The organism is Stenotrophomonas sp. K-6, from assembly GCF_056861555.1.
Window position 1 is genome coordinate 27,944 of record NZ_JBSPUC010000005.1, and the last position, 21,852, is coordinate 49,795.

The following is a 21,852-nucleotide window of genomic DNA, read 5'->3' on the forward strand; positions in this document are numbered from 1 at the left end:
CATTGCTTGTCTACCGAACAGGGAGTGACGGTATGAAGCGATGGCGCTGGATGGCAGGGTGGGTGATCGGGATGGCGATGGGTGCGGCGAATGCGGCAGCGGCAGCGCCCGCGGAGGATGCGGCCGAGCAGATCAAGCGGCATGCGGGCGCAAGCCAACTCGTGGTCCTTGGCGAACTACACGGTACGCGTGAGATGCCGCAGCTCGTGCACGAACTGGTCCGGGCCTATGGCGCGCAGGGGGCACCGGTGCATCTGGGGCTGGAACTGCCGGCCACCGAGAACGCCCGGTTGACCACCTATCTGGCCTCCAACGGTAACGCCGCAGCCCGCCAAGCGTTGCGCACTACCTCCTACTGGCGCACCGCCGGTAAACCGCACGACGGTCGCCGCAATGAAGACACGCTCTCGCTGATCGAGGCGGTTCGGGTCCTGCGTGCGCAGGGCCGCGATGTACAGGTCTTTGGGTTCGATCAGGAGCTCCCGCCGGAAATGGCTGGTACCGGTGCGCGCGATGCGGCAATGGCGAGCGCTCTGCGCGCACATTACGCAATTCTGCCCTCCCATGGACGGCTGCTGGTATTGACGGGCAATGTGCATGCGATGCGCACTCAGCCCGAGGGGCTGCCATGGCCGCCGATGACGGCCTTGCTGCTTGATCTGCAGCCGTACGCAATCCGGGTGGACGCGCGCAGCGGCGAGGCGTGGGGCTGCACGCAGCATCGGCAATGCGGCGCGCGATCACTGCCGGCATATACCGGGCCTTCGCCGCTGCAGAAAACGGGCTCAGACCGGTCATACGATCTGCAGCTCTGGCTACCGCGCTTCAGCGTGGCGCGGTGGGTGAAGTAGCCGCTCGCGGATGGGGATGTTCCGCGACGTTGCGTCAGGAACGCATCCAAGTTGAAAAGCTGGATCAACAGCTCACTTCCTTGAGCCGCCGGAGACGTATACATCGGTCGCGGACCGGCCTCCCATAGTCGGAAGGTGCGGCCGTCGTCCTGCTGAGTGATGATCGTCGTGAATACACTTTCGCCTTTCACCCTGTTTGCGATGCTCGCATCCGTCGCGTTGCCGTTCACCGGGCCTGATACCGCGGATGCGGTCGGCCGGTGGCTGCATGAGCGCACAATGCAGGCGGCAGCCAACGACGATGTGCCGGGGGCAGGGTCCGTGCCTGCAGTTGGGGTCCTTCGCGTAGTTCCCTTGTCGGAGCTGGATGCGCCGGAGGCAGTGAAACATCAGTTGCGCGGGCAGATTGAACGCAACCGCGGCGGTCCAGTCCGGGTGCCTGACGGGACCATCGCATCACAAGCGGAGGTCATCGCCGGCCTACCCAGGGTGAAGCGATCGGAAGCGATTCTCCGCCGACGCTTGCCGAGTCCGCCGACCAACCTCCTGGGCACGGTGCTCGGTGTCGCGGAGATGATCGGCATGGAGCCCAGTGGTGCGTTGGAGGGTGTGAAATCCACCGGTCTGACGCGGTTCTATCGGTTGAGCGACGTGGGCATCGTCGCGTTCAATGAAGAGAACTTCCGGGTGGCCGGCACCCTTATCGAGGTCATTGCCGACGCCCAGAACACCGCCGTCAACGGTTCTCCCGCACAGATCGACATGAATGTTGATGGCCAGGGACGTGGTCGCGTGGTGTTGTCGTGGGCGGCTGGAGACAAGGCGTACACGCTGACCGCAACCGGCGACAGTAACGTGGAGCGCAAGGCACGCGTGCTGCAGGAGATCGCTGCAGCAATCACCGATTGAATTTGAACAGACTGGAACGATTGTCAGCCGGATGGAGGTAGTGGAGCTCGCTCAACTACCTCCGTCACCCTTCACCGCCACCACCGGATCACGCGCATACCGCTGCGCGATCACCGCGCAGACGATCAGCTGGATCTGGTGGTAGATCATGATCGGCAGCACGATCGCACCGAGGCTGCCGCCGGCGAACAGGACCTTGGCGATCGGCACGCCGGTGGCCAGGCTCTTCTTCGAGCCGCAGAACAGGATGGTGATTTCATCCTCGCGGTTGAAGCCCAGCCGGCGCGCGAGGAAGCGGATCAGCGGCATCGCGATGCCGAGCAGCACGGCCGCCACCACCGCCACGCTGAGCAGCGACAACAGCGGCGTCTTGCTCCACAGCCCTTCGTTGACCGCTTCGCCGAAGGCGGAGTAGACCACCAGCAGGATGGTGGCCTGGTCGGTATAGCGCAGCAGCGCGCGCTGCCGCTCGACCCAGCGGGCGATCCACGGGCGCAGCAGATGGCCGGCCACGAACGGCACCAGCAGCTGCAGCATGATGCTGACGATGGCCTGGCCGGGGTTGTGCATGCCGCCTTCGGTGCCGGCCAGCAGGGCCAGCAGGAGCGGGGTCAGGAACACGCCCAGGATGCTCGACAGCGAGGCGCTGCACACCGCCGCCGGGACGTTGCCGCGGGCGATCGAGGTGAAGGCAATCGAGGACTGCACCGTGGACGGCAGCGCGCACAGGAACAGCACGCCGATGTACAGCTCGGGCGTGAGCAGCCAGCCATCCAGCGGTTTGAACATCAGCCCCAGCAGCGGGAACATCACGAACGTACAGGCCAGGATGGTCAGGTGCAGGCGCCAGTGCAGCAGGCCGGCGACGATCGATTCACGCGGCAGGCGCGCGCCGTGCAGGAAGAACAGCGCGGCGATGGCGACGTCGGTGACATCGTCGAGCACCATCGCGGCGGCGCCGTGCATCGGCAGGAAGGACGCCAGCAGCACGGTGCAGAGCAAAGCGAGGGTGAAGTTGTCCGGTCGCAGGCGCGACCACCAGCGGGTCATGGTGGGCAGGCTCCTGTAGAGCAGGGAAGTGAGCGGGGGAGCGAAGATGGCATCGCTGCAGCGGGACGGGCGAGGTGGGATGCCACGGCGGCTCCGTCGGTCAGAAGCGGAGGGTACTGCGCGCCTTGAGCAGTTCGCGCAGCTCGTACTTGTCAGTATCGTCCAGACCCTGCTGGCTCTGCTTTGCCTGAAGCTCGTCCAGACGTTGCATCAGCAGCTGTTTCTCCAGCTGGGCCACGGCGTCATGCAGTTCCTGGGTCCACATGGCCTCATCGCCGGGCAGGGTCTGCGCGGCCAGCTTGTGCAGCGATTCCTGTTCCTCGCGGCCGTCGAAGTGCTCCAGCAGCGCGCCGGTACTGATGTCCGGGCGCTGCTCGACCAGCGTCAGCAGCTCGCTCAGCAGCTCGATGCCGGGCAGGCGCAGGCCGGTGAAGTGATGGCCGTCCAGGGTCATCGCCAGCGAGGGCTGCTGAAGCAGGATCGCGATGGCCGCGCGCACCAGGCTGCGGCGCTGTGCCGGTGCCACCGCGCGCTGCGGTTGGCGTGAGGGCGGCGCGGACGCGCTGGGCTTGGCGCCCAGGCCGGTCAGGGTGGTCAGCTGCTGCTTCATCAGGTCGCCGAAGGCGCCATCGGGAATCTGCGCCAGCATCGGCTTGGCCCGTTCGGCCAGGCGCGCCTTGCCGTCGAGCGTGCCCATGTTGACCTCACGGGTGAGCTCGTCGAAGAAGAACTGCGACAGCGGCGTAGCCTGCTGAAGGCGGGCATCGAAGCCCTCGCGGCCTTCCTTGCGCACGATGGTGTCCGGGTCTTCGCCATCGGGCAGGAACAGGAAGAAGGCCTGGCGGCCGTCCTTCATGCGCGGCAGCACCGACTCCAGCGCACGCCAGCCGGCGCGACGGCCGGCGGCATCGCCATCGAAGCAGAAGAACACGTCCGGCGCGTTGCGGAACAGCAGCTCGGCATGGTCCGGCGTGGTCGCCGTGCCCAGCGTCGCCACCGCCTGGGTAACGCCGAACTGGAACAGCGAGACCACGTCCATGTAGCCCTCGACCACGATCAGCCGCTCGATCTTCTGGTTGGCCTGGCGCACCTGCCACAGGCCGTACAGCTCGCGGCCCTTGTGGAACAGCGCCGTCTCGGGCGAGTTGAGGTATTTCGGGCCGTCGTCCTTCTCCATGACCCGGCCGCCGTAGGCGATCACGCGGCCACGGCGGTCGAAGATCGGGAACATGACCCGGTCGCGGAACTTGTCGTAGACGTGGCCGCGATCATTCTTGGAGAACAGTCCGGCGCGATCGAGCAGCTTCATCCGCCGCTCGTCCTTGCCCAGTGCATCCTTCAGCGCGCTGTAGCCATCCGGTGCGTAGCCAATGGCGAAGCGCTCGCGGTTTTCGTCATCGACACCGCGCTGATCCAGATAGGCGCGCGCCTTGTCGCTGCCCTTCAGTGCGGTCTGGAAGAAGCGCGTGGCCGCGTCCAGTGCCGAGTACAGATCGCGGCTGTCGTCCTGCTGCTGGGCGGTGCGCGGCTGGGTATCGCGCGGCACTTCCATGCCCACGCGCTTGGCCAGCTCATCGACCGCGTCGAGAAACTCGAGGCGGTCGTAATTCATCAGGAAGCTGATCGCCGTGCCGTGCGCGCCGCAGCCGAAGCAGTGATAGAACTGCTTGGTCGGCGAGACCGTGAACGAGGCCGAGCGCTCGTCATGGAACGGGCAGCGCGCCGCGTATTCCTTGCCTTGGCGCTTCAACGGCACACGGCTGCCCACCACCTCGACAATGTCGGAGCGGGCCAGCAGGTCGTCGATGAATGCGTCGGGGATACGGGCCATGGGCAGCAGGCGGGGGCATGGCCGGTCACGGCCACGCGCGGAAGCGGGGGTGCCGCTAGTCTACTAGCTGTCGGCCGGTTCGCCCGGTTTTGGTGGCTCCACCCCAGCCTCGGCGAGCACGGCATGGGCGCGCAGGCGCTCATCGATCACCGAGGTCATCAGTGCACCAACGAAGAACACCACGGTGGCGTAGTAGATCCACACCAGCGAGATCACCAGCGCGCCCATCGAGCCATACGCGCTGCCCGGTGCGACGGTGGCGATGTACAGGCCGATGCCATAACGCCCCAGTGCGAACAGGGCCGAGGTGATCGCCCCGCCGATGAAGGCCTGGCGCCACGCCACGCGGCGGTCGGGCAGGTAGTGGTAGAGGAAGGCGAAGCCCACGGTGTACAGCGCCAGGCTGGTCAGATAGCCGATCGCCGGCAGCACCGAGGGCAGGTGCGCGAACACGACCTGCAGCATGGTGGTGGCGGTCATCGAGAGGATCAGCAGGAAGCCCAGCGCCAGCACCACGCCAAACGAAAACACGCGCTTGCGCAACCAGGCCACGATGCCATCCAGGCGCTCGCCGCTGGTGTTGAAGATCAGGTTCAGGGCGTTCTGCAGCTGGGCGAATACCGCCGTGGCACCAATGAACAGCAGCAGGGTGCTCCACACGCCGGCGAGCGTGCCGATGTCCGGCTGGTTGTTGGCGTTGCTGAGTACGGTCTCCGCCACCGAGGCGGCGCTGGTGCCGGCCACATCGTTGATCTGGCCCAGCAGCGCTTCCTGCGCCGGCGGATACAGCGAGGCGGTCAGCCACAGCAGCAGGACCAGCAGCGGGGCCATCGACAGCAGTGCATAGAACGCCAGCGCAGCGGCCTGTGTCATCACGTCCGCATCGATGAAACGGCGCAGCAGCACGGCGGGGAAGCTCTGCTCCAGCCGCGCCATGTGCTTGCGGATCCTGGAGAGGGAATGGCTCGGCGTGTGCATGGACGGCATCGGATCGGGAACGAGGGCCCGTTCTAGCAAATGCCCGGGCTGCATCGGGTGAAGTGGGCCGATCAGGCCATGGTCTTGACGGATATCGCGCTATCCTTTCGCCCGGTTTTCCACCTTCACAGCAGAAAGGACGCTTCATGAAAGGAATGGTCTACACGACGATGGTGCTGTTGGCCGCTGCGGGCCCGGCGGCGGCTTCCGGGGCCTGCGACAAGGCCTTCAAGACGGTAGGGGATGCACGCAACGGTGCGCTGTACATGGCCGATGTCACCGTGCCGGGCCTGAAGGTGCAGAGCGCACTGGACCAGCTGCGCAAGATCGGCGGCGATGACAAGTTCGAAGTCGCGGGGCAGCTGGTGGAGGGCGATACCGGCGACCAGTACCTGATCCAGCGCACAGGGCTGCGCGTCCCGTTGGTCCTGGTGGGTACCGCCGATCGCACCGGTCGCGTCACGCTGGCGACCAAGCTGGCGCGCGGTCAGTCGATCGAGCCGGCGGCGGCCAAGCAGTCGATGTGCGGGATGCTGGACAAACTCAAGGCGGGCAGCCAAGGCGATGCGATTGCCGCAGCCGGACGCACCCAGTACCCGATGCCGGCCATCGAGGCAGTGGCGGCCCCGGATCTGTCCAAGAAGATGGGCAAGGAAGTGAAGGACACGATGGCGCTGTACCGCAGTGCCGGCGCCTTCAAGGATCTGATGCTGGGGACCAACACGAACAAGGAAGACAAGGGCGACCGTTCGGCCACCTTCCTGCCGCTGTACGCAACCTACGTGGGGCGGCGCTATCAGATCGATGGCCAGATCTATACGGTCAATCCGAGCACGTATTCGACCAAGCCCGGTGACATCGGCTCGATCAACTACCTGGTCACGCCGACCCGTGGCCTGCTGCGGGTCCGCCAGAACGACACGTACAACAACAACAACTACACCATCCGCTGCGAATTCGCGTCGGACCAGGCCGCCAACTTCACCATGCTGCGCGAGCGCGACTGGGCCAAGCTGGAAGGTGAGATCAGTTCGATCGAGGAAAGCTCGATGACGCTGCGCAACTGTCGCCAGGCCACGTAACAACGGACCTGCTGAAACGGAAAAGGCCCGCGACATGCGGGCCTTTTCACTGCGGCGTGGCGGCGGGGTTCAGCCGGCCAACTGCTGCTTGACCAGCTTGGAGACCAGGCCCATGTCGGCCTGACCGGCCAGGCGCGGCTTAAGCGCACCCATCAGCTTGCCGATGTCGGCCGGGGTGGTCGCGCCGGTTTCGGCGATGGCGGCCTGGATGGCGGCCACGATCTCGGCCTCGCCCAGCTTGGCCGGCAGGTACTGGTCGATCACCACGATTTCATCGCGCTCGATCACGGCCAGGTCTTCACGGTTGGCGGCTTCGAACTGGGTGACCGAGTCCTTGCGCTGCTTGACCATCTTTTCCAGCACGGCGAGCACGGCGGCGTCGTCCAGCTCGATGCGCTCATCGACTTCGCGCTGCTTGATCGCGGCGTTCATCAGGCGGATCACGCCCAGGCGGTGCTTCTCGCCGGCCTTCATGGCGGCCTTCATGTCATCGGTGAGCTGCTGCTTCAGGCTCATGGGAACACCTCGTGTCGGTGGAAAAGGAAAGCGGGGCGCCGAAGCGCTGGAACGCAAAAAGCCGGTAACGCTTGCGCGTTCCGGCTTCGGCTCCGTCACGACAGGCCATGGCCTGCCGTATCGAAGTTGCGTCCGATCAGTACAGGCGCTGACGCTTGGTAACGTCGCGCGACGAACGGCGCAGCTGACGCTTCACAGCAGCGGCAGCCTTACGCTTACGCTCCTGGGTCGGCTTTTCATAGAACTCGCGCTTGCGGGTTTCGGCCAGCACGCCGGCCTTTTCGCAGGTGCGCTTGAAGCGACGGAGCGCAAACTCGAAGGGCTCGTTCTCGCGGACTTTAACGCTGGGCATGGAATCTCCGGGACACAGTAGAACCGGGTCACGCCCGGTGAGAGCCGCACATTATAGCGGCGAGAAAAGAAGTTGCAACCCACCCCGGCGAACTTCTTGGCCCCGGGTGATGCGCAGACAGGCCAGCGTACGTCTGCCGGGGCCTGAAGAGGTCCATAATACCCGGTATGCGAGTCCTTGGTATCGAATCTTCCTGCGATGAGACCGGCGTGGCGGTGTACGACACCTCCCTGTCCGGGATCGACGCCCTGCGCGCCCATGCGGTCTACAGCCAGATTGCCCTTCACGCCGAGTACGGCGGGGTGGTGCCCGAGTTGGCCAGCCGCGACCACGTGCGCAAGCTGCTGCCCCTGATCCGCCAGACCCTGGCCGAGGCCGGCATGCGCGTGGCCGACATCGACGGGGTGGCCTACACGGCCGGCCCCGGCCTGGTCGGCGCGCTGCTGGTCGGGGCGGGCGTGGCCCGTTCGCTGGCCTGGGCGCTGGAGGTGCCGGCGGTCGGTGTCCACCATATGGAAGGGCATCTGCTGGCCCCGCTGATGGAAGACGACGCGCCGCAGGCGCCCTTCGTGGCCCTGTTGGTGTCCGGTGGGCATACCCAGCTGGTGGCGGTGGACCGGATCGGCCAGTACCGCCTGCTCGGCGAGACCTTGGACGACGCCGCCGGCGAGGCCTTCGACAAGACCGCCAAGCTGATGGGCCTGCCGTACCCCGGTGGCCCGCAGCTGGCCGCCCTGGCCGAGCGCGGTACCCCAGGCCGGTTCAAGTTCACCCGCCCGATGACCGATCGCCCCGGGCTGGATTTCAGCTTCTCCGGGCTGAAGACCCAGGTGCTGCTGGCCTGGCGTGACAGCGACCAGAGCGAGCAGACCCGCGCCGATATCGCGCGGGGCTTTGAAGATGCGGTGGTCGACACCCTGGCGATCAAGTGCGAGCGCGCGCTGGATGCGGCCGGCACCGATGTGATTGTGGTGGCCGGCGGGGTAGGGGCCAACAAGCGCCTGCGCGCCAAGCTGCAGCAGATGGCCGCCCGCCGCGGTGGCCGCGCCTGCTTCCCGCGCCCGGCGCTGTGCACCGACAACGGCGCGATGATCGCCTTCGCCGGCGCGCTGCGTCTGGAAGCTGGCCAGCACAACCCGCCGCAGGTGCAGGTGACCCCGCGCTGGGACATGGCGACGCTGCCGGCGGTGTGAGGGGGGCGGCGGGCCTGCAGTACCTCAGACAGGCCTTCGCTCCAGCAACGATGTCACTGATTCATGCCGGGTCATCCAACGTTCGATGTGGGGGCAGCGCATCTGGACGATTCGTCCAATCGTGGCCAGATCCAGCGCGAGATCACGTGCGAAGATCGGTTCGTGATGTGCAATCCGGTTGCGTAGCTGCCGCACCTGTTCCAGGTGGCTGTGCAACTGCGCGCGCAGAAGGTGCTCCGGCATGTTCGGGTCCGCGCCTGGAAGGACGCCCCTCAGGGTCTTGGACCACAACGTCCTGTCGAACCGTTGAGTAAACAGGTGCTGCCAGAACGCGAATCTCAACGATGCGATGACGGCCGCGGGTAACTACTTCGCAGGTATGGAGGGGCAGTAGAAATGCGCCGCTGACACGCATGTTCCATCGATACAGCTCAAATGGATGGGCGCGCAGTCGGGCGCGTGAGACGGCTCGTTCATACGTCATCATGCGTGCTGCGGAGAATGAGCGGTGAATCAGATGCAGATCGCGCACGACGGAGCTTTGCTGGGTCCATGGGCCTCCACCGTAGGGGCACTTCTGGCGCGCGGTATCAGGGAAGTCGGTCAAAAGGGTCCCGCGCGGGACCCTTTGTCTTTTGCAGCATCGGTGCAGACGCCCCAACCTCTATTCCCGGCACATTCCCGACAGCCCCGTTACCATGGTCGCCATCTTCCACGTGGCATGGCTATGGACAAGGTATTCATCGAAGGGCTCGAGATCGATGCCCTGATCGGGATCTACGATTGGGAACGGCGGATCCGCCAGACCCTGCGTTTCGATCTGGACATGGGCTTCGACAACCGCCGCCCGGCGGCCAGCGACGACATCGCCGATACCCTCAATTACAAAGCCGTCAGCAAGCGCATCGAGCAGTTCGTGCGTGACTCGGACTATGGCCTGGTCGAAACCCTGGCCGAGCGCATCGCCGAGATCGTGCTGCGTGAATTCAACGTGCAATGGCTGCGGCTCAAACTCAGCAAGCCCGGTGCGGTGCGCGGCGCGCGCGCGGTTGGCGTGATCATCGAGCGCAGCGCGCAGGACCTGGCAACGCCCTGATACCCCTGATAGGAGAGCAATACACGATGTTGGATGCGGTAGCGGCAACCCGATGGCTGGACGGCCTGCAGAACACCCTTGAACCCTGGCCCTGGGCGTACACCCTGCTGGTGCTGGCGGCGCTGGCCCTGGCCGCCTGGCTGGCCAACTTCGTCACCAAGAAGATCCTGCTGCGCGGCCTGCGCAAGGTGGTCAGCCGCCTGCCCGGTCACAACGCGGGCAATGAAGGTGGCAACAACCTGCGGGTGATCTCGCGGTTGTCCAACGTGGTGCCGAGCATGGTGATCGCCGCCGGCATCCGGATCGTCCCGGATCTGCCGCCGGAGCTGGTGGAATTCGTGATCGGGGCGTGCCGGGCGTGGGCGGTGCTGACCGTGGCACTGGCCGTCTCGCATGCGCTGGACGCCGCCAACGATCTGTACGAGCGCCGCCCGGATGCGCGCAACAAGCCGATCAAGGGCTACCTGCAGGTCGTGAAGATCATCGTCTTCGTGATCGCCGGCCTGTCGATCGTGGCGACCCTGCTGGGGGTGAAGCTCGGCCCGCTGGTCACCGGCCTGGGCGCGGCCACCGCCGTGCTGATGCTGATCTTCCAGGACACCATCCTGTCGCTGGTGGCCAGTGTGCAGATCAGCGGCGACGGTCGCGTGCGGCTGGGCGACTGGATCGAAATGCCCAGCCAGAACGCCGATGGCGATGTGATCGACATCGCGCTGCACACCATCACCGTGCAGAACTTCGACAAGACCATCACCACCATCCCGACCAAGAAGCTGGTGACCGAGTCGTTCAAGAACTGGCGCGGCATGCAGGAAGCGGGCGGGCGCCGGATCAAGCGCGCGCTGTACCTGGACCAGCACAGTGTCGGCTTCGTCGATGCGCCGATGCTGGCCGAGCTGGAGCAGTTCGCGGTGCTGGGTGATTACCTGCGCGAGAAGCAGGCCGAGCTGCAGCAGTACAACGCCGGGTTGCAGGCCAAGGGCATGGCGGCGGTCAACGCGCGCCGGGTCACCAACCTCGGTACGTTCCGCGCCTACGTGGAGCGCTATCTGAAGCAGCATCCGGGTATCCATACGGAGATGACCCTGCTGGTACGGCAGCTGCAGCCGACCACCGAAGGCCTGCCGCTGGAGATCTACTGCTTCACCCGCAGCACCGCCTGGGGTGAGTACGAAGGCGTGCAGTCGGACGTGTTCGATCACCTGCTGGCGATCCTGCCGGCCTTTGGGTTGCGGGTGTTCCAGGCCTCCAGCGATGCGATGCTGATGGTCGGGCAGCAGCGGCTGGCGGCGGAAGAGTAAGCTCCTCTGCCCCTGCCGGCGTGCCGGCGGGGGCGGAGTTCTTCCCCCAGGGAAGAAAAATGAACACAAAAGTCATTCACAACCGCCTCGGGAACGCTAGAATCCCGGGCTTGTAAACGTTTTCATAAGGACAGCCGGTGGCCGCCGATCGTATCGAAACCCTCATTGCCCAGATGACCGTCGAAGAAAAAGTCGGCCAGTTGGGTGTGTTCGCCGACATGGTCCGCCCGTTCGCCCCGGACGTGAACCCGGAAGCCAATGTGCTCAACGCCGACCAGGTGCTGCAGCAGGTGCGCGAGGGCAAGGTGGGCTCGCTGTTCAACGGTGTCGGCGTGGAAGCCGGCCGTCGCATCCAGCAGGTGGCGATGGAAGAAAGCCGCCTGAAGATCCCGGTGATCCTGGCGGCCGACGTGATCCACGGCATGCGCACCGTGTTCCCGATCCCGCTGGGCGAGGCTGCCAGCTTCGAGCCGGACCTGGCCGAGCGCACCGCCCGTGCCACTGCGGTGGAAGCCACCGCCGCCGGTCTGCACTGGACCTACGCGCCGGCCGTGGATATCGCCCGCGACCAGCGCTGGGGCCGGGGCGCCGAGGGCGCCGGTGAAGACGTGGTGCTGGGCTGTGCGTTCGCCGCCGCCCGTGTGCGCGGCTTCCAGGGCCCGGACCTGCGCGCCGACGATGCCCTGCTGGCCACGCCGAAGCATTTCGCCGCCTACGGGGCGGTGATGGCCGGTATGGAATACAACATGGTCGACATCTCACCGCAGACCCTGCGCGACGTCCACCTGCCGCCGTTCAAGGCCGCCTTCGAAGCCGGCGCGCTGACCGTGATGTCCTCGTTCAACGACATCAACGGCGTGCCGGCCAGTGCCAATGCCGAGCTGCTGACCGACATCCTGCGTGGGGAGTGGAACTTCCCGGGCGTGGTGATCTCCGATTACACCGCCGACATGGAACTGGTCGCGCACGGCTATGCCGCCGATGACCGCGACGCCACCGCCAAGGCCTTCACCGCCGGCCTGGACCTGAGCATGCAGAGCGGTTTCTATGCCGAGCACCTGCCGGGCCTGATCGAGAGCGGCGAAGTGCCGATGGCCACGCTGGACGAATCGGTGCGCCGCATCCTGCGCCTGAAGGACGCGATCGGTCTGTTCGACGACCCGTACCGCTCGCTGGATCTGGCGCGTGAAGCGGACACCTCGCATATCGCCGCGCATGACGCGCTCTCGCGCGATGCCGCGCGCCGCTCGATCGTGCTGCTCAAGAACGCCGAGTCGGTGCTGCCGCTGAAGAAGGCCGGCCAGAAGATCGCGCTGATCGGGCCGTTCGTACAGGACCGCGAGAACATCGAAGGCTGCTGGACGCTGTTCGGCGACAAGTCGCGCTACGTCACGCTGGAAGCCGGCGTACGCGCGGCGATCAACGATGAAGCGCTGCTTGAAATCGTGCCGGGCTGTGATCTGGAAGCGGCCGTGCAGGACGGCATCGAGCAGGCTGTGGCTGCCGCGCTGCGTGCCGACGTGGTGGTGCTCGCCCTGGGCGAACCGCAGCGCTACAGCGGTGAAGCGCAGTCGCGCGTTGAGATCACGCTGCCGCCGGCGCAGCAGGCGTTGGCCGAGGCAGTGGCGATGACCGGCAAGCCGCTGGTCGTGCTGCTGCGCAATGGTCGCGCGCTGGCCCTGCAGGGCGCGGTGCGCAATGCGCATGCCGTGGCGATCACCTGGTACCTGGGCACCCAGACCGGCCACGCCGTGGCCGATGTGCTGTTCGGCGATTACAGCCCGTCCGGCCGCCTGCCGGTCAGTTTCCCGCAGGTGTCCGGCCAGCAGCCGTACTTCTACAACCACCCGCGTACCGGTCGCCCGGAATTGCCGACCATGTCCGAGTTCAAGGCGCGCTGGCGCGAGATTCCGAACGAGCCGGCGTACGCCTTCGGCCACGGCATCGGCTACACCACCTTCGCCTATGGCGTGCCGCAGCTGAGCAGCGCGCAGCTGGGCTGGGACGACACCCTGACCATCACCACCACGCTGACCAACACCGGTGCGGTGGCCGGTGAGGAAGTGGTGCAGCTGTACATCCACGATCGTGTGGCCAGCCGCGTGCGGCCGGTGCGCGAGCTGAAGGGCTTCGACAAGATTGCCCTGCAGCCGGGTGAGAGCACTGAGGTGAAGTTCACCCTGGACCGCCACGCGCTGGGCTTTACCGGCCGTGACGGCGTGTTCCGCGCCGAGCCGGGCCAGTTCGAGCTGTGGGTATGTGCCTCGTCGGTCAGCGGCGAGCCGGTGTCTTCTCGCGGCTCGCCCCCTGACCCGCAATCGCCTCCCCCGGTAGTGCCGGCCGCTGGCCGGCACCACCGTGATCCATCATCGTTGGCTGACATTTCGGCGGGTACGCTGGCTCCCTCGTCAAACTGATGGAGCCACTCATGCGCCTGTCTCGTACCCCGTTGCTGTTGGCTCTGGCCAGCCCGTTGTGGCTGGCTGCCTGCAGTCCGTCGACGCCGCCGCCGGCCGATACCGCCGCCGCGGACCCCGCACAGGGCCCTGCCACCGCCATACCCGAAGGCCGCCCGACGCCAGGTGATACCGTGCCGTCATCCGGCCTGTCGCCGGATGCGGTCACTGCCGGCAGCCCCACGCCGGATGCCGCTGTGCCTGCCGCTGGTGGTGCCACGCCACCTGCTGCGGATGGCGCCGCGACATCGGCCACACCCGCCGCACCGGCCACTGTCGGCGCCAGCGACGTCCGCCAGCGCATCGATCAGGTCCTGGGCGACTCTGCCCAGTACGAAGCCGTCTTCAACGCCTTCCAGAAAGCTGTCAATGGCGGCGATCGCGCCGCGGTGGTCGAGGAGGTCCGCTTCCCGTTGAACATCGCCAACGGCGCCAAGATCACGGGCCCCGGCGAGTTCCAGCGCAACTACGAGCGCATCCTCACCCCGGCCGTGCGCAAGGCGATCGCCGCGCAGACATTCGACGACGTCATGGTCAACCAGCAGGGCGTGATGATCGGCGACGGCCAGGTCTGGCTCAACGGCACCTGCCTTGATGCGGCCTGCAGCCGCACCGAGGTCAAGGTCGTGACCATCCAGTAAACATGTGCAGCGCCTGAGCGCGCGCGAGGTGTGCAGGCTGCCGGCGATGCGCCGGCAGCCTGCCAAGGCTCAGGCCTTCGGCGTGAGCTTGAGCAGCTTGCCGTTGCTGCCATCTTCCAGCAGCCAGATCGCGCCCTCCGGACCCTGTTCGATCTCGCGGATGCGCTCGCCCATGTCGAAGCGCTCGGCCTCGCGGGCGGTGTCGCCATCGAAGGCCACGCGCACCAGCGCCTTGGAGGACAGGCCACCGATGAAGCCGCTGCCCTTCCACGCCGGGAACTGGGTGCCGTTGTAGATGATGAAACCGGCCGGGGAGATTACCGGGGTCCAGGTCACCTTGGGCGCAGCAAATTCCGGTCGGGTATCGTGGTCGGGGATGTCGCGCCCATCGTAGTGGCTGCCGTTGGAGACGATCGGGTAGCCGTAGTTGGCGCCGCGCTCGATCAGGTTCAACTCGTCGCCGCCCGCCGGGCCCATCTCATGCACCCACAGCTTGCCGCGGGCGTCGAAGGCGATGCCCAGCGCATTGCGATGGCCGAGCGACCACACCTGCGCGGCCACGTCACCCTGCGAAGCGAAGGGATTGTCGGCCGGCACGCTGCCATCGTCGTTGAGGCGGATCAGCTTGCCGAGGTTGCCGCTCATATCCTGGGCCGGATCGAACTTCTGGCGCTCGCTGGAGGTGATCCACAGCTTGCCGTCCGGGCCGAAGGCGAGACGATGGCCGTAGTGTCCCTTGCCGCTGACTTTCGGGGTCTGGCGCCAGATCACCTTGAGGTCTTCCAGCGTGCCGCTGCCGTCGGCGGCCAGTGCCAGGCGTGCACGCGCCACCGCAGCACCGCGGGTATCGTTCTCGCCTTCCTCGGCGTAGCTGAGATAGATCAGCTGGTTTTTCGCGAAATCCGGGTGCGGCAGCACATCGCCGAAGCCGCCCTGGCCGCCGTAGGCCACCTCGGGCACACCGGTGATGGTGGCGGTCTTGCGGGTCTGCACGTTGAAGTGCTTCAGCGCGCCTTTCTTCTCGGTCACCAGCAAACTGCCATCGGGCAGGAAGCTCATCGCCCACGGTTCGTTGAAGCGGGCGAACTCCGTGGCGGCGAATGGCCACTGGGCCTTCTTGAGGACCGGCGCGGTCGGGCTGGCCGTGTCTGCAGCGACGCAGGCGGTGGTGAACAGGGCGGGGGTGAGGCTGATAGCGAGGGTGAGCAACAGCTTGCGGGTCATGGAAGTCTCCGTCGGGGAGGCGATGGCCAGCCCCTGTTGTACACCATGGCCATCAACGTCGCGTGGACCCAAGGCCCTGCGGACATGACAACGGCGACCCGAAGGCCGCCGCTGCCGTGTGCGCTGTCGCCGTTCGGGCAGGCGCGATCAGGTGCCGCGCGGCACGCCCTTGTCCAGGTGCGCCTGGCGCAGCGCAGTGGATTCATCCCAACCACGCCGCACGGCATTGCGGGCCTGTTCCCAGCTCAGCTTGCTCTGGCCATGTTCCTGCGCCCAGCGGGTCTGCAGTTCGGCTTCGACTTCTTCATACGCGCGGATCATGTCGTCGGCGCGGGTGCGATGACCGAGTTGATACGCCGGCTCGTAGTCATCGAAGAACTGGTTGCTGTCGTAGTACGGTTCGCTTGGAAAGCGTTCACGCCAGTAATCCGATACCGCCTGGCGCGGGACACCGTCTTCCGGCACCCGGCCGGGAATCTGATAGTCAGTGCTCATGTGTTGGCTCCGGTTGGGTGAGGCTTCACCGTACCCAAAGCCGGGTTAACGTCATGGACCCGCGAGGTGAATGACACATCAAGCGCCATTCACCTGCGCATCTGCTCAGCCTTGTTGATCGCGGCGCGGGAACATGTAGATCACCGCACCCACGGCGAACGCGATGCCCGCCGCAGCGATGTTCTGCCAGCTCGCACTGGCGAACAGGGCCAAGCACAAGACCAGCGCGAGGATCGGAATCAACGGGCCACCCGGCAGCTTCAGTGCACCCGGGCGATCACGGAAACGACGCGCCAGCACCAGCACCGCGGCGGCCGTGCCGATGTAGGCGAACAGGCGCGTGGTCATCGACAACAGTGCCAACTGCACGAACGAACCGGACAAGGCCAGCGCCAGCGCAATCAGGCCCTGCGCGATGATCGCCGCCGCCGGTGTGCGCAAGCGCGGATGCACCTGGGCCAGGATCTTCGGCCCGTAGCCATCGCGCGCCAGGGCGAACAGGAAGCGCGGCCCCATCATCATCGTGTTGCTGTTGGTACCGAGGATGGAGATCGTCGCGCCGACCGTCAGGATCAAGGCCAGCGTGAGCCCACCGAAGCTGGCGGCGGCATCGGCCAAGGGCGTCGGCGAGCTGGCCAGCCCGGCCAGCGTGCCTTGGGCGATGAACTGCACCGCGCCGTAGATCACGGTGACGGTGACGATCATGGTGATCAGCGCGAACGGAATATCGCGCCGCGGGTTCTTGTACTCACCGGCAGCGGCCGGGATGTTCTCGAAGCCGGCGTAGGCATACAGCAGCAGGAGCGCGGCTTCGCCCATGCGCTGCAGATCATGCGGGTCCGGCCGAACGCCGGAGAAGGCCAGGTCGGTATCGACGTAGAACACGCCGATCGCCACGAACAGCAGCAGCGGCAGCAGCTTGCCGATCACCAGGATCACACCGGTGCGTGCGGCCGAGCGCACGCCGGCCACATTCACCGCGGTGAGGAAGCCCAGCGACACCACGATGATCGCAATGCGGCCGATGTCATGACCGGCCCACGGCCAGAAGCGTGCCACCGCATCGGCCAGTGCATTGCTGAGCGCGGCCGCCGAGCTGATCCGGGTCAGCCAGATCATCCAGCCGATCTCGAACCCGGCGAACCGACCGAACGCCTCACGCGCATACAGGTAGCTGCCGCCGGGCTCGTCGAAGTAACTGGCCGCCTGCGCATAACAGAGCACCAGCAGCGCGACCACGATGCCGGCGGCGACCACGCCCCACAGGCTGAAGGGGCCGAGCAGGGCCACGGTGGCGGCCGGCAGCAGGTAGACGCCACTGCCGATCACATCGTTGATGGACAGGCCGACGATCTGCCAACGGCTGACCGCGCGTTCCAGCTGCGGATCGGGAGGCGCGGTGCTCAATGCGCGCTCCCGTTCAGCACGGGCAGTTGCCAGTCGGCCTGCAGGCGCTGGTATTCCGCGCGCGGCAACAGCACGAAGCGTGGCCGGGCGTTGGCGTTCAACCAGGCCAGCAGTGTCGTCATCCGCGCGGGCTCCATTGCGGTACAACCGGCGGTCGCCTCACCCGCCGTGCGCCACAGGTGGGCGAAGATGCAGCTGCCACGGCCGGGCGTCGCCTTCGGGTTGTGCTCGATCACGAAGCCTTCGCGATAGCGCATGTCGCCCTTGTTGTGCAGGTCCAGCCGCATCGGCTCGGTCGAGCCTTCCACCGCCTCGGCGCCGACCGCCTCGGCATCGACGATGCGGTTGTAGTACGGCGAATCCGGCACATCCATGCAGTAGCTGGTGTCGCGCATCGGCTGGTAGGGCAGGCCGCTGGTGACGCCGGGCGCATACCCGAACGCCGGGCCGATCGCGAAGATGCCGGCCGGGCTGCGGCCGTCGCCTTCCTGCTTCTGCGGGGCTGCGGACTGGGCCGGGTGCAGTCCTTCGCCCCAGGCGCTGCCGCTGCGGCCCACGGCCACATCGAAGGCGGCGCCATGTGGCTGCCAGCCCGTGTCGGTGCGCTCGAACGCCTGCAGCCGGCCCTGGGTAGCACCCCAGCCTTCGGTGGTGACCACGACCAGCTGCGTGCTGCCCTCCAGCGTGGCGGCGAAAACGGGCGCGCTGACGACCAGCAACACGGCGGCGGTGACGGAACGGAGCAGCGGCATCATCGTGGTGGACTCCGGGATCAGCTGTCGATCAGGTGTTCGATCCGTTCCAGGTTCACCCCGAGCTGGCGGTGGCGGTCCGGGTTGGCGTGGCAGAGCAGGACGAAGACGAAATCCAGCAGGGACTGCAGAGAAGAACGGTACAGCAGTTGCGCCACGTGCGGTGCCGGGTCATGCGCGCACAGCACCAGGCTGGCATCGGCATGCGCGCGCAGCGGGTTGGCGCTGTGGCGGGTGATCGAGACCACTTTGCCGCCCATGTCCTGGAACTGGCGCGACAACTGGAACAGCTGCGGCAGCTTGCCGAATTCGGAAAACACCAGCATCGCATCGCCGGGCCGCGCAGCCGAGAGGTTGGCCATCATCAGGATCGGGTCGGCGTGGTGCACGGTGAGCATGCCCAGCAGCGACAGCCGCATGGCGAACTCGCGCGCGTACAGGCCGTCATCGCCCAACCCGTAGACGAACACCTTGGGCGCACCATCGATCAGCTGCACGATGGCTTCGATGTCGGCCTGTGGATTGGCCAGCCAGGTTTCTTCTTCGGCGGCGGCTTTGCTTGCGCGCAGGCGCTCGGCGATCTGGGAGAAGCCGTCGGCCGCCTCCGGCGCGGGTGGTCGGCTGTGCGGGTCACTGCCAGCGCGGGCGACGGCCTCACCGATGGAGTACTTGAGGTCCGGGTAGCCCTTGAAGCCCAGCTTCTGGCTGAACTTGACCACGCTGGACTGGCTGATCCCCAGCGCGCTGGCCAACTGCTGGGAGGAGTAATCGCGCAGGAGGTGGGCGTTGTCGAGGATGAAGTCGGCGATGCGACGTTCGATCGCCGACATGTGGTCACGCTCGGAGCGGATTTTCACCAGGGGCGGCATGGGCACGGCGTCAGGACCACCGCCGCGGCGTGATCATTTCCAGCCCACGCACCTCGGTGATGCCCAGCCCAGGCGCATCGCTGATGGTGATCTCCGATTCGTTGAAGTTGACCCCACCGGTGACCGGGTTGAACTGGCCCAGTGATGGCCCGTCCAGATCCACCTTGGTGATGATGTCGCTCTTGGCAACGGCCAGGTGTACGGCGGCCGCCACCGAGATGCTCGATTCGATCATGCAGCCGATCATGCACGGCACGCCGTAGATCGCGGCGATGTCGGCGATGCGGATCGCGTTGGACAACCCGCCGGTCTTCATCAGCTTGATGTTGATGATGTCGGCGGCGCGCTGCTGGATCAGGTCGAACACCTGGCCGGGGTTGAACACACTTTCATCGGCCATGACCGGGGTGTTGACCCGGTCGGTGACGTACTTCAGGCCGCTGATGTCGGCGGCCTTGACCGGCTGTTCCAGCAGCTCCAGCACCACGCCGGCGTCTTCCAGCGCACGCATCGCGTGTACGGCCTGTTTGGCGGTCCAGCCCTGGTTGGCGTCCAGACGCAGCAGGGCACGACCCTGCACCGCGGCATGGATCGCCTTGACCCGCTCGATGTCCAAGCCGATGTCCTTGCCGACCTTGATCTTCAGCGACTCGAACCCCCGTTCGATGGCCGAGAGCGAGTCGGCCACCATCTTGTCGATGTAGTCCACGCTGATGGTGATGTCGGTGGTGATCACCGGGTCGCCACCGCCGAGCATGCGATACAGCGGCGCGTTGTGCAGCTGCGCCCACAGATCGTAGACCGCGATCTCCACCGCCGCCTTGGCGCTGGTGTTGCGCTCCATCGAGGTCTGGATCAGGCCGCAGAGCCGGTTGAGGTTGGCCACGTCCTCGCCGATCAGGCGCGGTTTGATGAAGCTGTCGATGGCCTCGATGATCGAGCCGTGGGTATCGCCGGTGATCACCGCCGTCGCCGGCGCCTCACCGTAGCCGGTGTGGCCGCTGTCGGTGCGGACCAGCACCACCACGTCTTCAACGGTGTCCACGGTGCGCAGCGCGGTCTTGAACGGGGTCTTCAGCGGCACGCGCAGCATGCCGAGTTCGATGTCGGTGATCTTCATTCAGGGGTTCTGTGGCCGAAGGCGCTGGATGTTGGTGATGCGGTCGATGTAGCTCACGGTATCGCTGGCCATCATCGGCTCCAGCGGAGTGACCGACACGCCGTTGAGATGGGCCTGCACGCGCGTGCCGTCCGCGCCGATCCAGCCGCCGCCGGCGGTGTCATGGATCAACCAGGTACGGCCGTCGATGTGGCCGATCGCCATCATCACGTGCCCGGGGATGTAGACCAGATCGCCGACCTGCAGTTCTTTTACGGCGGCATCGCGCGTGGGCTTGCCGTCCTTCGCGGTGAAGGCGATGCGGTCCAGCGCGGGGCTGATCGCCTGCGCGCTGGTGTTGCGTGGCATCAGCACGCCGACACTGCGGTAGATCTCCGAGACGAAGCCGCTGCAGTCGCGGGTGTCGTAATCGTGGCCCCAACCGTAGCGCTCGCCGAGGAACTTGAAGGCCTGGGTCAGCAGCGTGCGCGGGGTCAGTGGCAGGTAGTCGTCGGCAGTGTCCTGCGAACGCGGCAGCAGCGCCGGGATCAGCGCCAGGCGACCATCGGCCTCCCGCACCGGCAGCTGCACCACATGCGCGGCGTGGGCCTGTTGGCCATTGACGGTCTTCTCCAGCGGCCAGTCGGCGATCACCGGCAGGCGCACGCCCATGTCCAGCTGCAGCCGGGACACGCGCGGTTCCTCGGGGGTGTAGGCGGTGAATGCCGTGGCGCCGGTGACCACGCGGTAAGGACCGCGTTGACCGTAGCCGAGCACGGTGTCCGCGTCACCGATACCCACGAAACGCTTCTCGATCCACGCCGAATAGCGCTCGCTGGTGACGAACAGCCAGCGCCCGTCGGCGCTTTCATGCAGCACCGCCACCGCGTCGCCGGGGAACAGCGCCGACTCCTGGAACCGGTCGATATCCGTGTCGCCCTGGCTGCTGAAGACCCGTAGCGTGGTCGGGAACGCGCGCAGCGCGGCACGATGGGTGACCAGGCCGTACTGCAGTGGGCGCTGCGCCGGTATCGCCTCCAGCGCGAGATTGGCCAGGGTGTCACTGCGCTGCCGGTCGCTGATGGTCTTGCCATCCTGGCCATACAGCGTGCGCTCCGGCCACCTGGACAGCGACTGGATGCTGCCCAGCACCTGGGCACGGGGCAACTGCGCCGGCAACGCGCGCAGATCGTGGATGGCGGCATCCTCGGCACGCATGCGGGCGTTCTGCGCAGCGATACCGGCGCGATCGAGGATCACCCGGTCCGGATCGGGCAGGCGATCGGCCCAGAAGCCGGGATCGAGATAGGCCTCGCGCAAGGCGATGACCCCGCCGAAATCGGCGGCGGGCGCAGCACGCGGCGCGTCGGCCCACACTGGCGCCAGCGTGGTCGCAAGGACCGCCGCCAGAAGCGTGCGCGACAGCCAGCGGGACCGCACGGGGCGGTGGGGGGAAGCCTGGATCATCACGCGGTCACCCTCCTCGGAAGCATCAGGAATATTTATTCCTTTTTTCGGCGAAAGCAAGAATACATTATTGACCGGCTATCAGGCCCGTGTTACACAGCGATTACCCCACCCGCACCTGGGAAGTGTCGCCGTGGATCCTGTGATGCGCAAACCGCGATTGCCTCTGCCTGCTGTCTGGTGCCTGTGCGCTGGTCTGCTGGCAACGCCGTGGGGGCTGGCCGCGGCGCCGGCCGCGCTGCCGACGGTGATCGCCGGTATCGACCGCGGTGCGTTCGCGCAG

Annotated in this window: 20 protein-coding genes and 1 pseudogene; 8 read left to right on the forward strand and 13 right to left on the reverse strand. The window is 66.4% G+C overall.

All coding sequences use genetic code 11. From position 1 onward, the window contains the following. The first annotated feature begins 32 nt into the window (after positions 1 to 32). Together AC13F7_RS15090 and AC13F7_RS15095 are read left to right on the forward strand one after the other, a co-directional pair. A complete protein-coding gene (locus AC13F7_RS15090) occupies positions 33 to 851 on the forward strand; it encodes a calcium-binding protein (RefSeq protein WP_483001817.1) in 819 nt (272 codons plus the stop codon). A gap of 168 nt (positions 852 to 1,019) precedes the next feature. Continuing rightward, the gene (locus AC13F7_RS15095) at positions 1,020 to 1,760 is read left to right on the forward strand and encodes a hypothetical protein (RefSeq protein WP_483001819.1); all 741 of its coding nucleotides are present in this window, start codon (positions 1,020 to 1,022) and stop codon (positions 1,758 to 1,760) included. 51 nt (positions 1,761 to 1,811) lie between these two features. On the opposite strand, the gene AC13F7_RS15100 is transcribed toward AC13F7_RS15095, so the two are convergent. The 3 genes from AC13F7_RS15100 to AC13F7_RS15110 form a co-directional block, all read right to left on the reverse strand. Further along, the gene (locus tag AC13F7_RS15100) at positions 1,812 to 2,810 is read right to left on the reverse strand and encodes a bile acid:sodium symporter family protein (protein ID WP_483001821.1); all 999 of its coding nucleotides are present in this window, start codon (positions 2,808 to 2,810) and stop codon (positions 1,812 to 1,814) included. Between the two features lie 100 nt (positions 2,811 to 2,910). After that, positions 2,911 to 4,641, reverse strand: coding sequence for a DNA primase (gene dnaG / locus AC13F7_RS15105; protein WP_481470694.1), 1,731 nt, complete (start codon positions 4,639 to 4,641; stop codon positions 2,911 to 2,913). Between the two features lie 63 nt (positions 4,642 to 4,704). Then, positions 4,705 to 5,619, reverse strand: a complete 915-nt coding sequence (locus AC13F7_RS15110; RefSeq protein WP_483001823.1) for a YihY/virulence factor BrkB family protein — start codon at positions 5,617 to 5,619, stop codon at positions 4,705 to 4,707. A gap of 146 nt (positions 5,620 to 5,765) precedes the next feature. On the opposite strand from AC13F7_RS15110, the gene AC13F7_RS15115 reads away from it, so the two are divergent. Next, the gene (locus AC13F7_RS15115; protein ID WP_483001825.1) at positions 5,766 to 6,701 is read left to right on the forward strand and encodes a hypothetical protein; all 936 of its coding nucleotides are present in this window, start codon (positions 5,766 to 5,768) and stop codon (positions 6,699 to 6,701) included. Positions 6,702 to 6,770: 69 nt separating this feature from the next. Here AC13F7_RS15115 and AC13F7_RS15120 read toward each other — a convergent pair whose 3' ends face one another. Then, positions 6,771 to 7,217 (reverse strand): GatB/YqeY domain-containing protein, encoded by a 447-nt coding sequence (locus tag AC13F7_RS15120; RefSeq protein WP_123731364.1) that lies wholly within the window; start codon positions 7,215 to 7,217, stop codon positions 6,771 to 6,773. A gap of 136 nt (positions 7,218 to 7,353) precedes the next feature. Next, positions 7,354 to 7,569 carry a 30S ribosomal protein S21 gene (gene rpsU / locus AC13F7_RS15125; RefSeq protein WP_002808376.1) on the reverse strand — a complete coding sequence of 72 codons (216 nt, stop codon included), beginning with the start codon at positions 7,567 to 7,569 and terminating at the stop codon, positions 7,354 to 7,356. A gap of 167 nt (positions 7,570 to 7,736) precedes the next feature. Here rpsU and tsaD point away from each other — a divergent pair, with 167 nt between their 5' ends. After that, positions 7,737 to 8,762: a tRNA (adenosine(37)-N6)-threonylcarbamoyltransferase complex transferase subunit TsaD gene (gene tsaD / locus AC13F7_RS15130; RefSeq protein WP_483001827.1), complete on the forward strand. Its 1,026-nt coding sequence runs from the start codon at positions 7,737 to 7,739 to the stop codon at positions 8,760 to 8,762. 24 nt (positions 8,763 to 8,786) lie between these two features. Here the strand turns inward: tsaD and AC13F7_RS15135 are convergent, their stop codons facing one another. Further along, a complete protein-coding gene (locus tag AC13F7_RS15135) occupies positions 8,787 to 9,005 on the reverse strand; it encodes a hypothetical protein (RefSeq protein ID WP_483001829.1) in 219 nt (72 codons plus the stop codon). Positions 9,006 to 9,489: 484 nt separating this feature from the next. Here AC13F7_RS15135 and folB point away from each other — a divergent pair, with 484 nt between their 5' ends. The 4 genes and pseudogenes from folB to AC13F7_RS15155 all read left to right on the forward strand — a co-directional run bounded on the left by folB (position 9,490) and on the right by AC13F7_RS15155 (position 14,256). Further along, on the forward strand, positions 9,490 to 9,858 hold the full coding sequence (gene folB, locus AC13F7_RS15140; RefSeq protein WP_123731362.1) for a dihydroneopterin aldolase: 369 nt from the start codon (positions 9,490 to 9,492) through the stop codon (positions 9,856 to 9,858). Between the two features lie 26 nt (positions 9,859 to 9,884). Further along, positions 9,885 to 11,159, forward strand: a complete 1,275-nt coding sequence (locus AC13F7_RS15145; protein WP_483001831.1) for a mechanosensitive ion channel family protein — start codon at positions 9,885 to 9,887, stop codon at positions 11,157 to 11,159. A 137-nt stretch (positions 11,160 to 11,296) separates the two neighbouring features. Continuing rightward, positions 11,297 to 13,447, forward strand: a pseudogene (gene bglX / locus AC13F7_RS15150) (beta-glucosidase BglX); the annotation flags it as partial. Positions 13,448 to 13,611: 164 nt separating this feature from the next. After that, a complete protein-coding gene (locus tag AC13F7_RS15155; protein WP_483002314.1) occupies positions 13,612 to 14,256 on the forward strand; it encodes a hypothetical protein in 645 nt (214 codons plus the stop codon). A 69-nt stretch (positions 14,257 to 14,325) separates the two neighbouring features. On the opposite strand, the gene AC13F7_RS15160 is transcribed toward AC13F7_RS15155, so the two are convergent. The 7 genes from AC13F7_RS15160 to AC13F7_RS15190 form a co-directional block, all read right to left on the reverse strand. Continuing rightward, positions 14,326 to 15,480: a PQQ-dependent sugar dehydrogenase gene (locus tag AC13F7_RS15160; protein ID WP_483001833.1), complete on the reverse strand. Its 1,155-nt coding sequence runs from the start codon at positions 15,478 to 15,480 to the stop codon at positions 14,326 to 14,328. Positions 15,481 to 15,627: 147 nt separating this feature from the next. Continuing rightward, a complete protein-coding gene (locus tag AC13F7_RS15165) occupies positions 15,628 to 15,975 on the reverse strand; it encodes a hypothetical protein (protein WP_483001835.1) in 348 nt (115 codons plus the stop codon). 105 nt (positions 15,976 to 16,080) lie between these two features. Then, complete coding sequence (locus tag AC13F7_RS15170; protein ID WP_483001836.1) at positions 16,081 to 17,382, reverse strand: APC family permease; 1,302 nt, start codon at positions 17,380 to 17,382, stop codon at positions 16,081 to 16,083. Beyond that, positions 17,379 to 18,137, reverse strand: coding sequence for a L,D-transpeptidase family protein (locus AC13F7_RS15175; protein ID WP_483001838.1), 759 nt, complete (start codon positions 18,135 to 18,137; stop codon positions 17,379 to 17,381). Before AC13F7_RS15175 ends, AC13F7_RS15170 begins: the two co-directional genes overlap by 4 nt. 17 nt (positions 18,138 to 18,154) lie before the next feature. Beyond that, entirely contained in the window at positions 18,155 to 19,003 is an 849-nt protein-coding gene (locus AC13F7_RS15180) for a MurR/RpiR family transcriptional regulator (RefSeq protein ID WP_483002316.1), read from the reverse strand. A 10-nt stretch (positions 19,004 to 19,013) separates the two neighbouring features. Beyond that, positions 19,014 to 20,123, reverse strand: a complete 1,110-nt coding sequence (locus AC13F7_RS15185) for a dipeptide epimerase (protein ID WP_483001840.1) — start codon at positions 20,121 to 20,123, stop codon at positions 19,014 to 19,016. Further along, positions 20,124 to 21,569, reverse strand: coding sequence for a C40 family peptidase (locus tag AC13F7_RS15190; protein ID WP_483001842.1), 1,446 nt, complete (start codon positions 21,567 to 21,569; stop codon positions 20,124 to 20,126). It abuts the gene before it with no gap. Between the last annotated feature and the right edge of the window lie 283 nt (positions 21,570 to 21,852).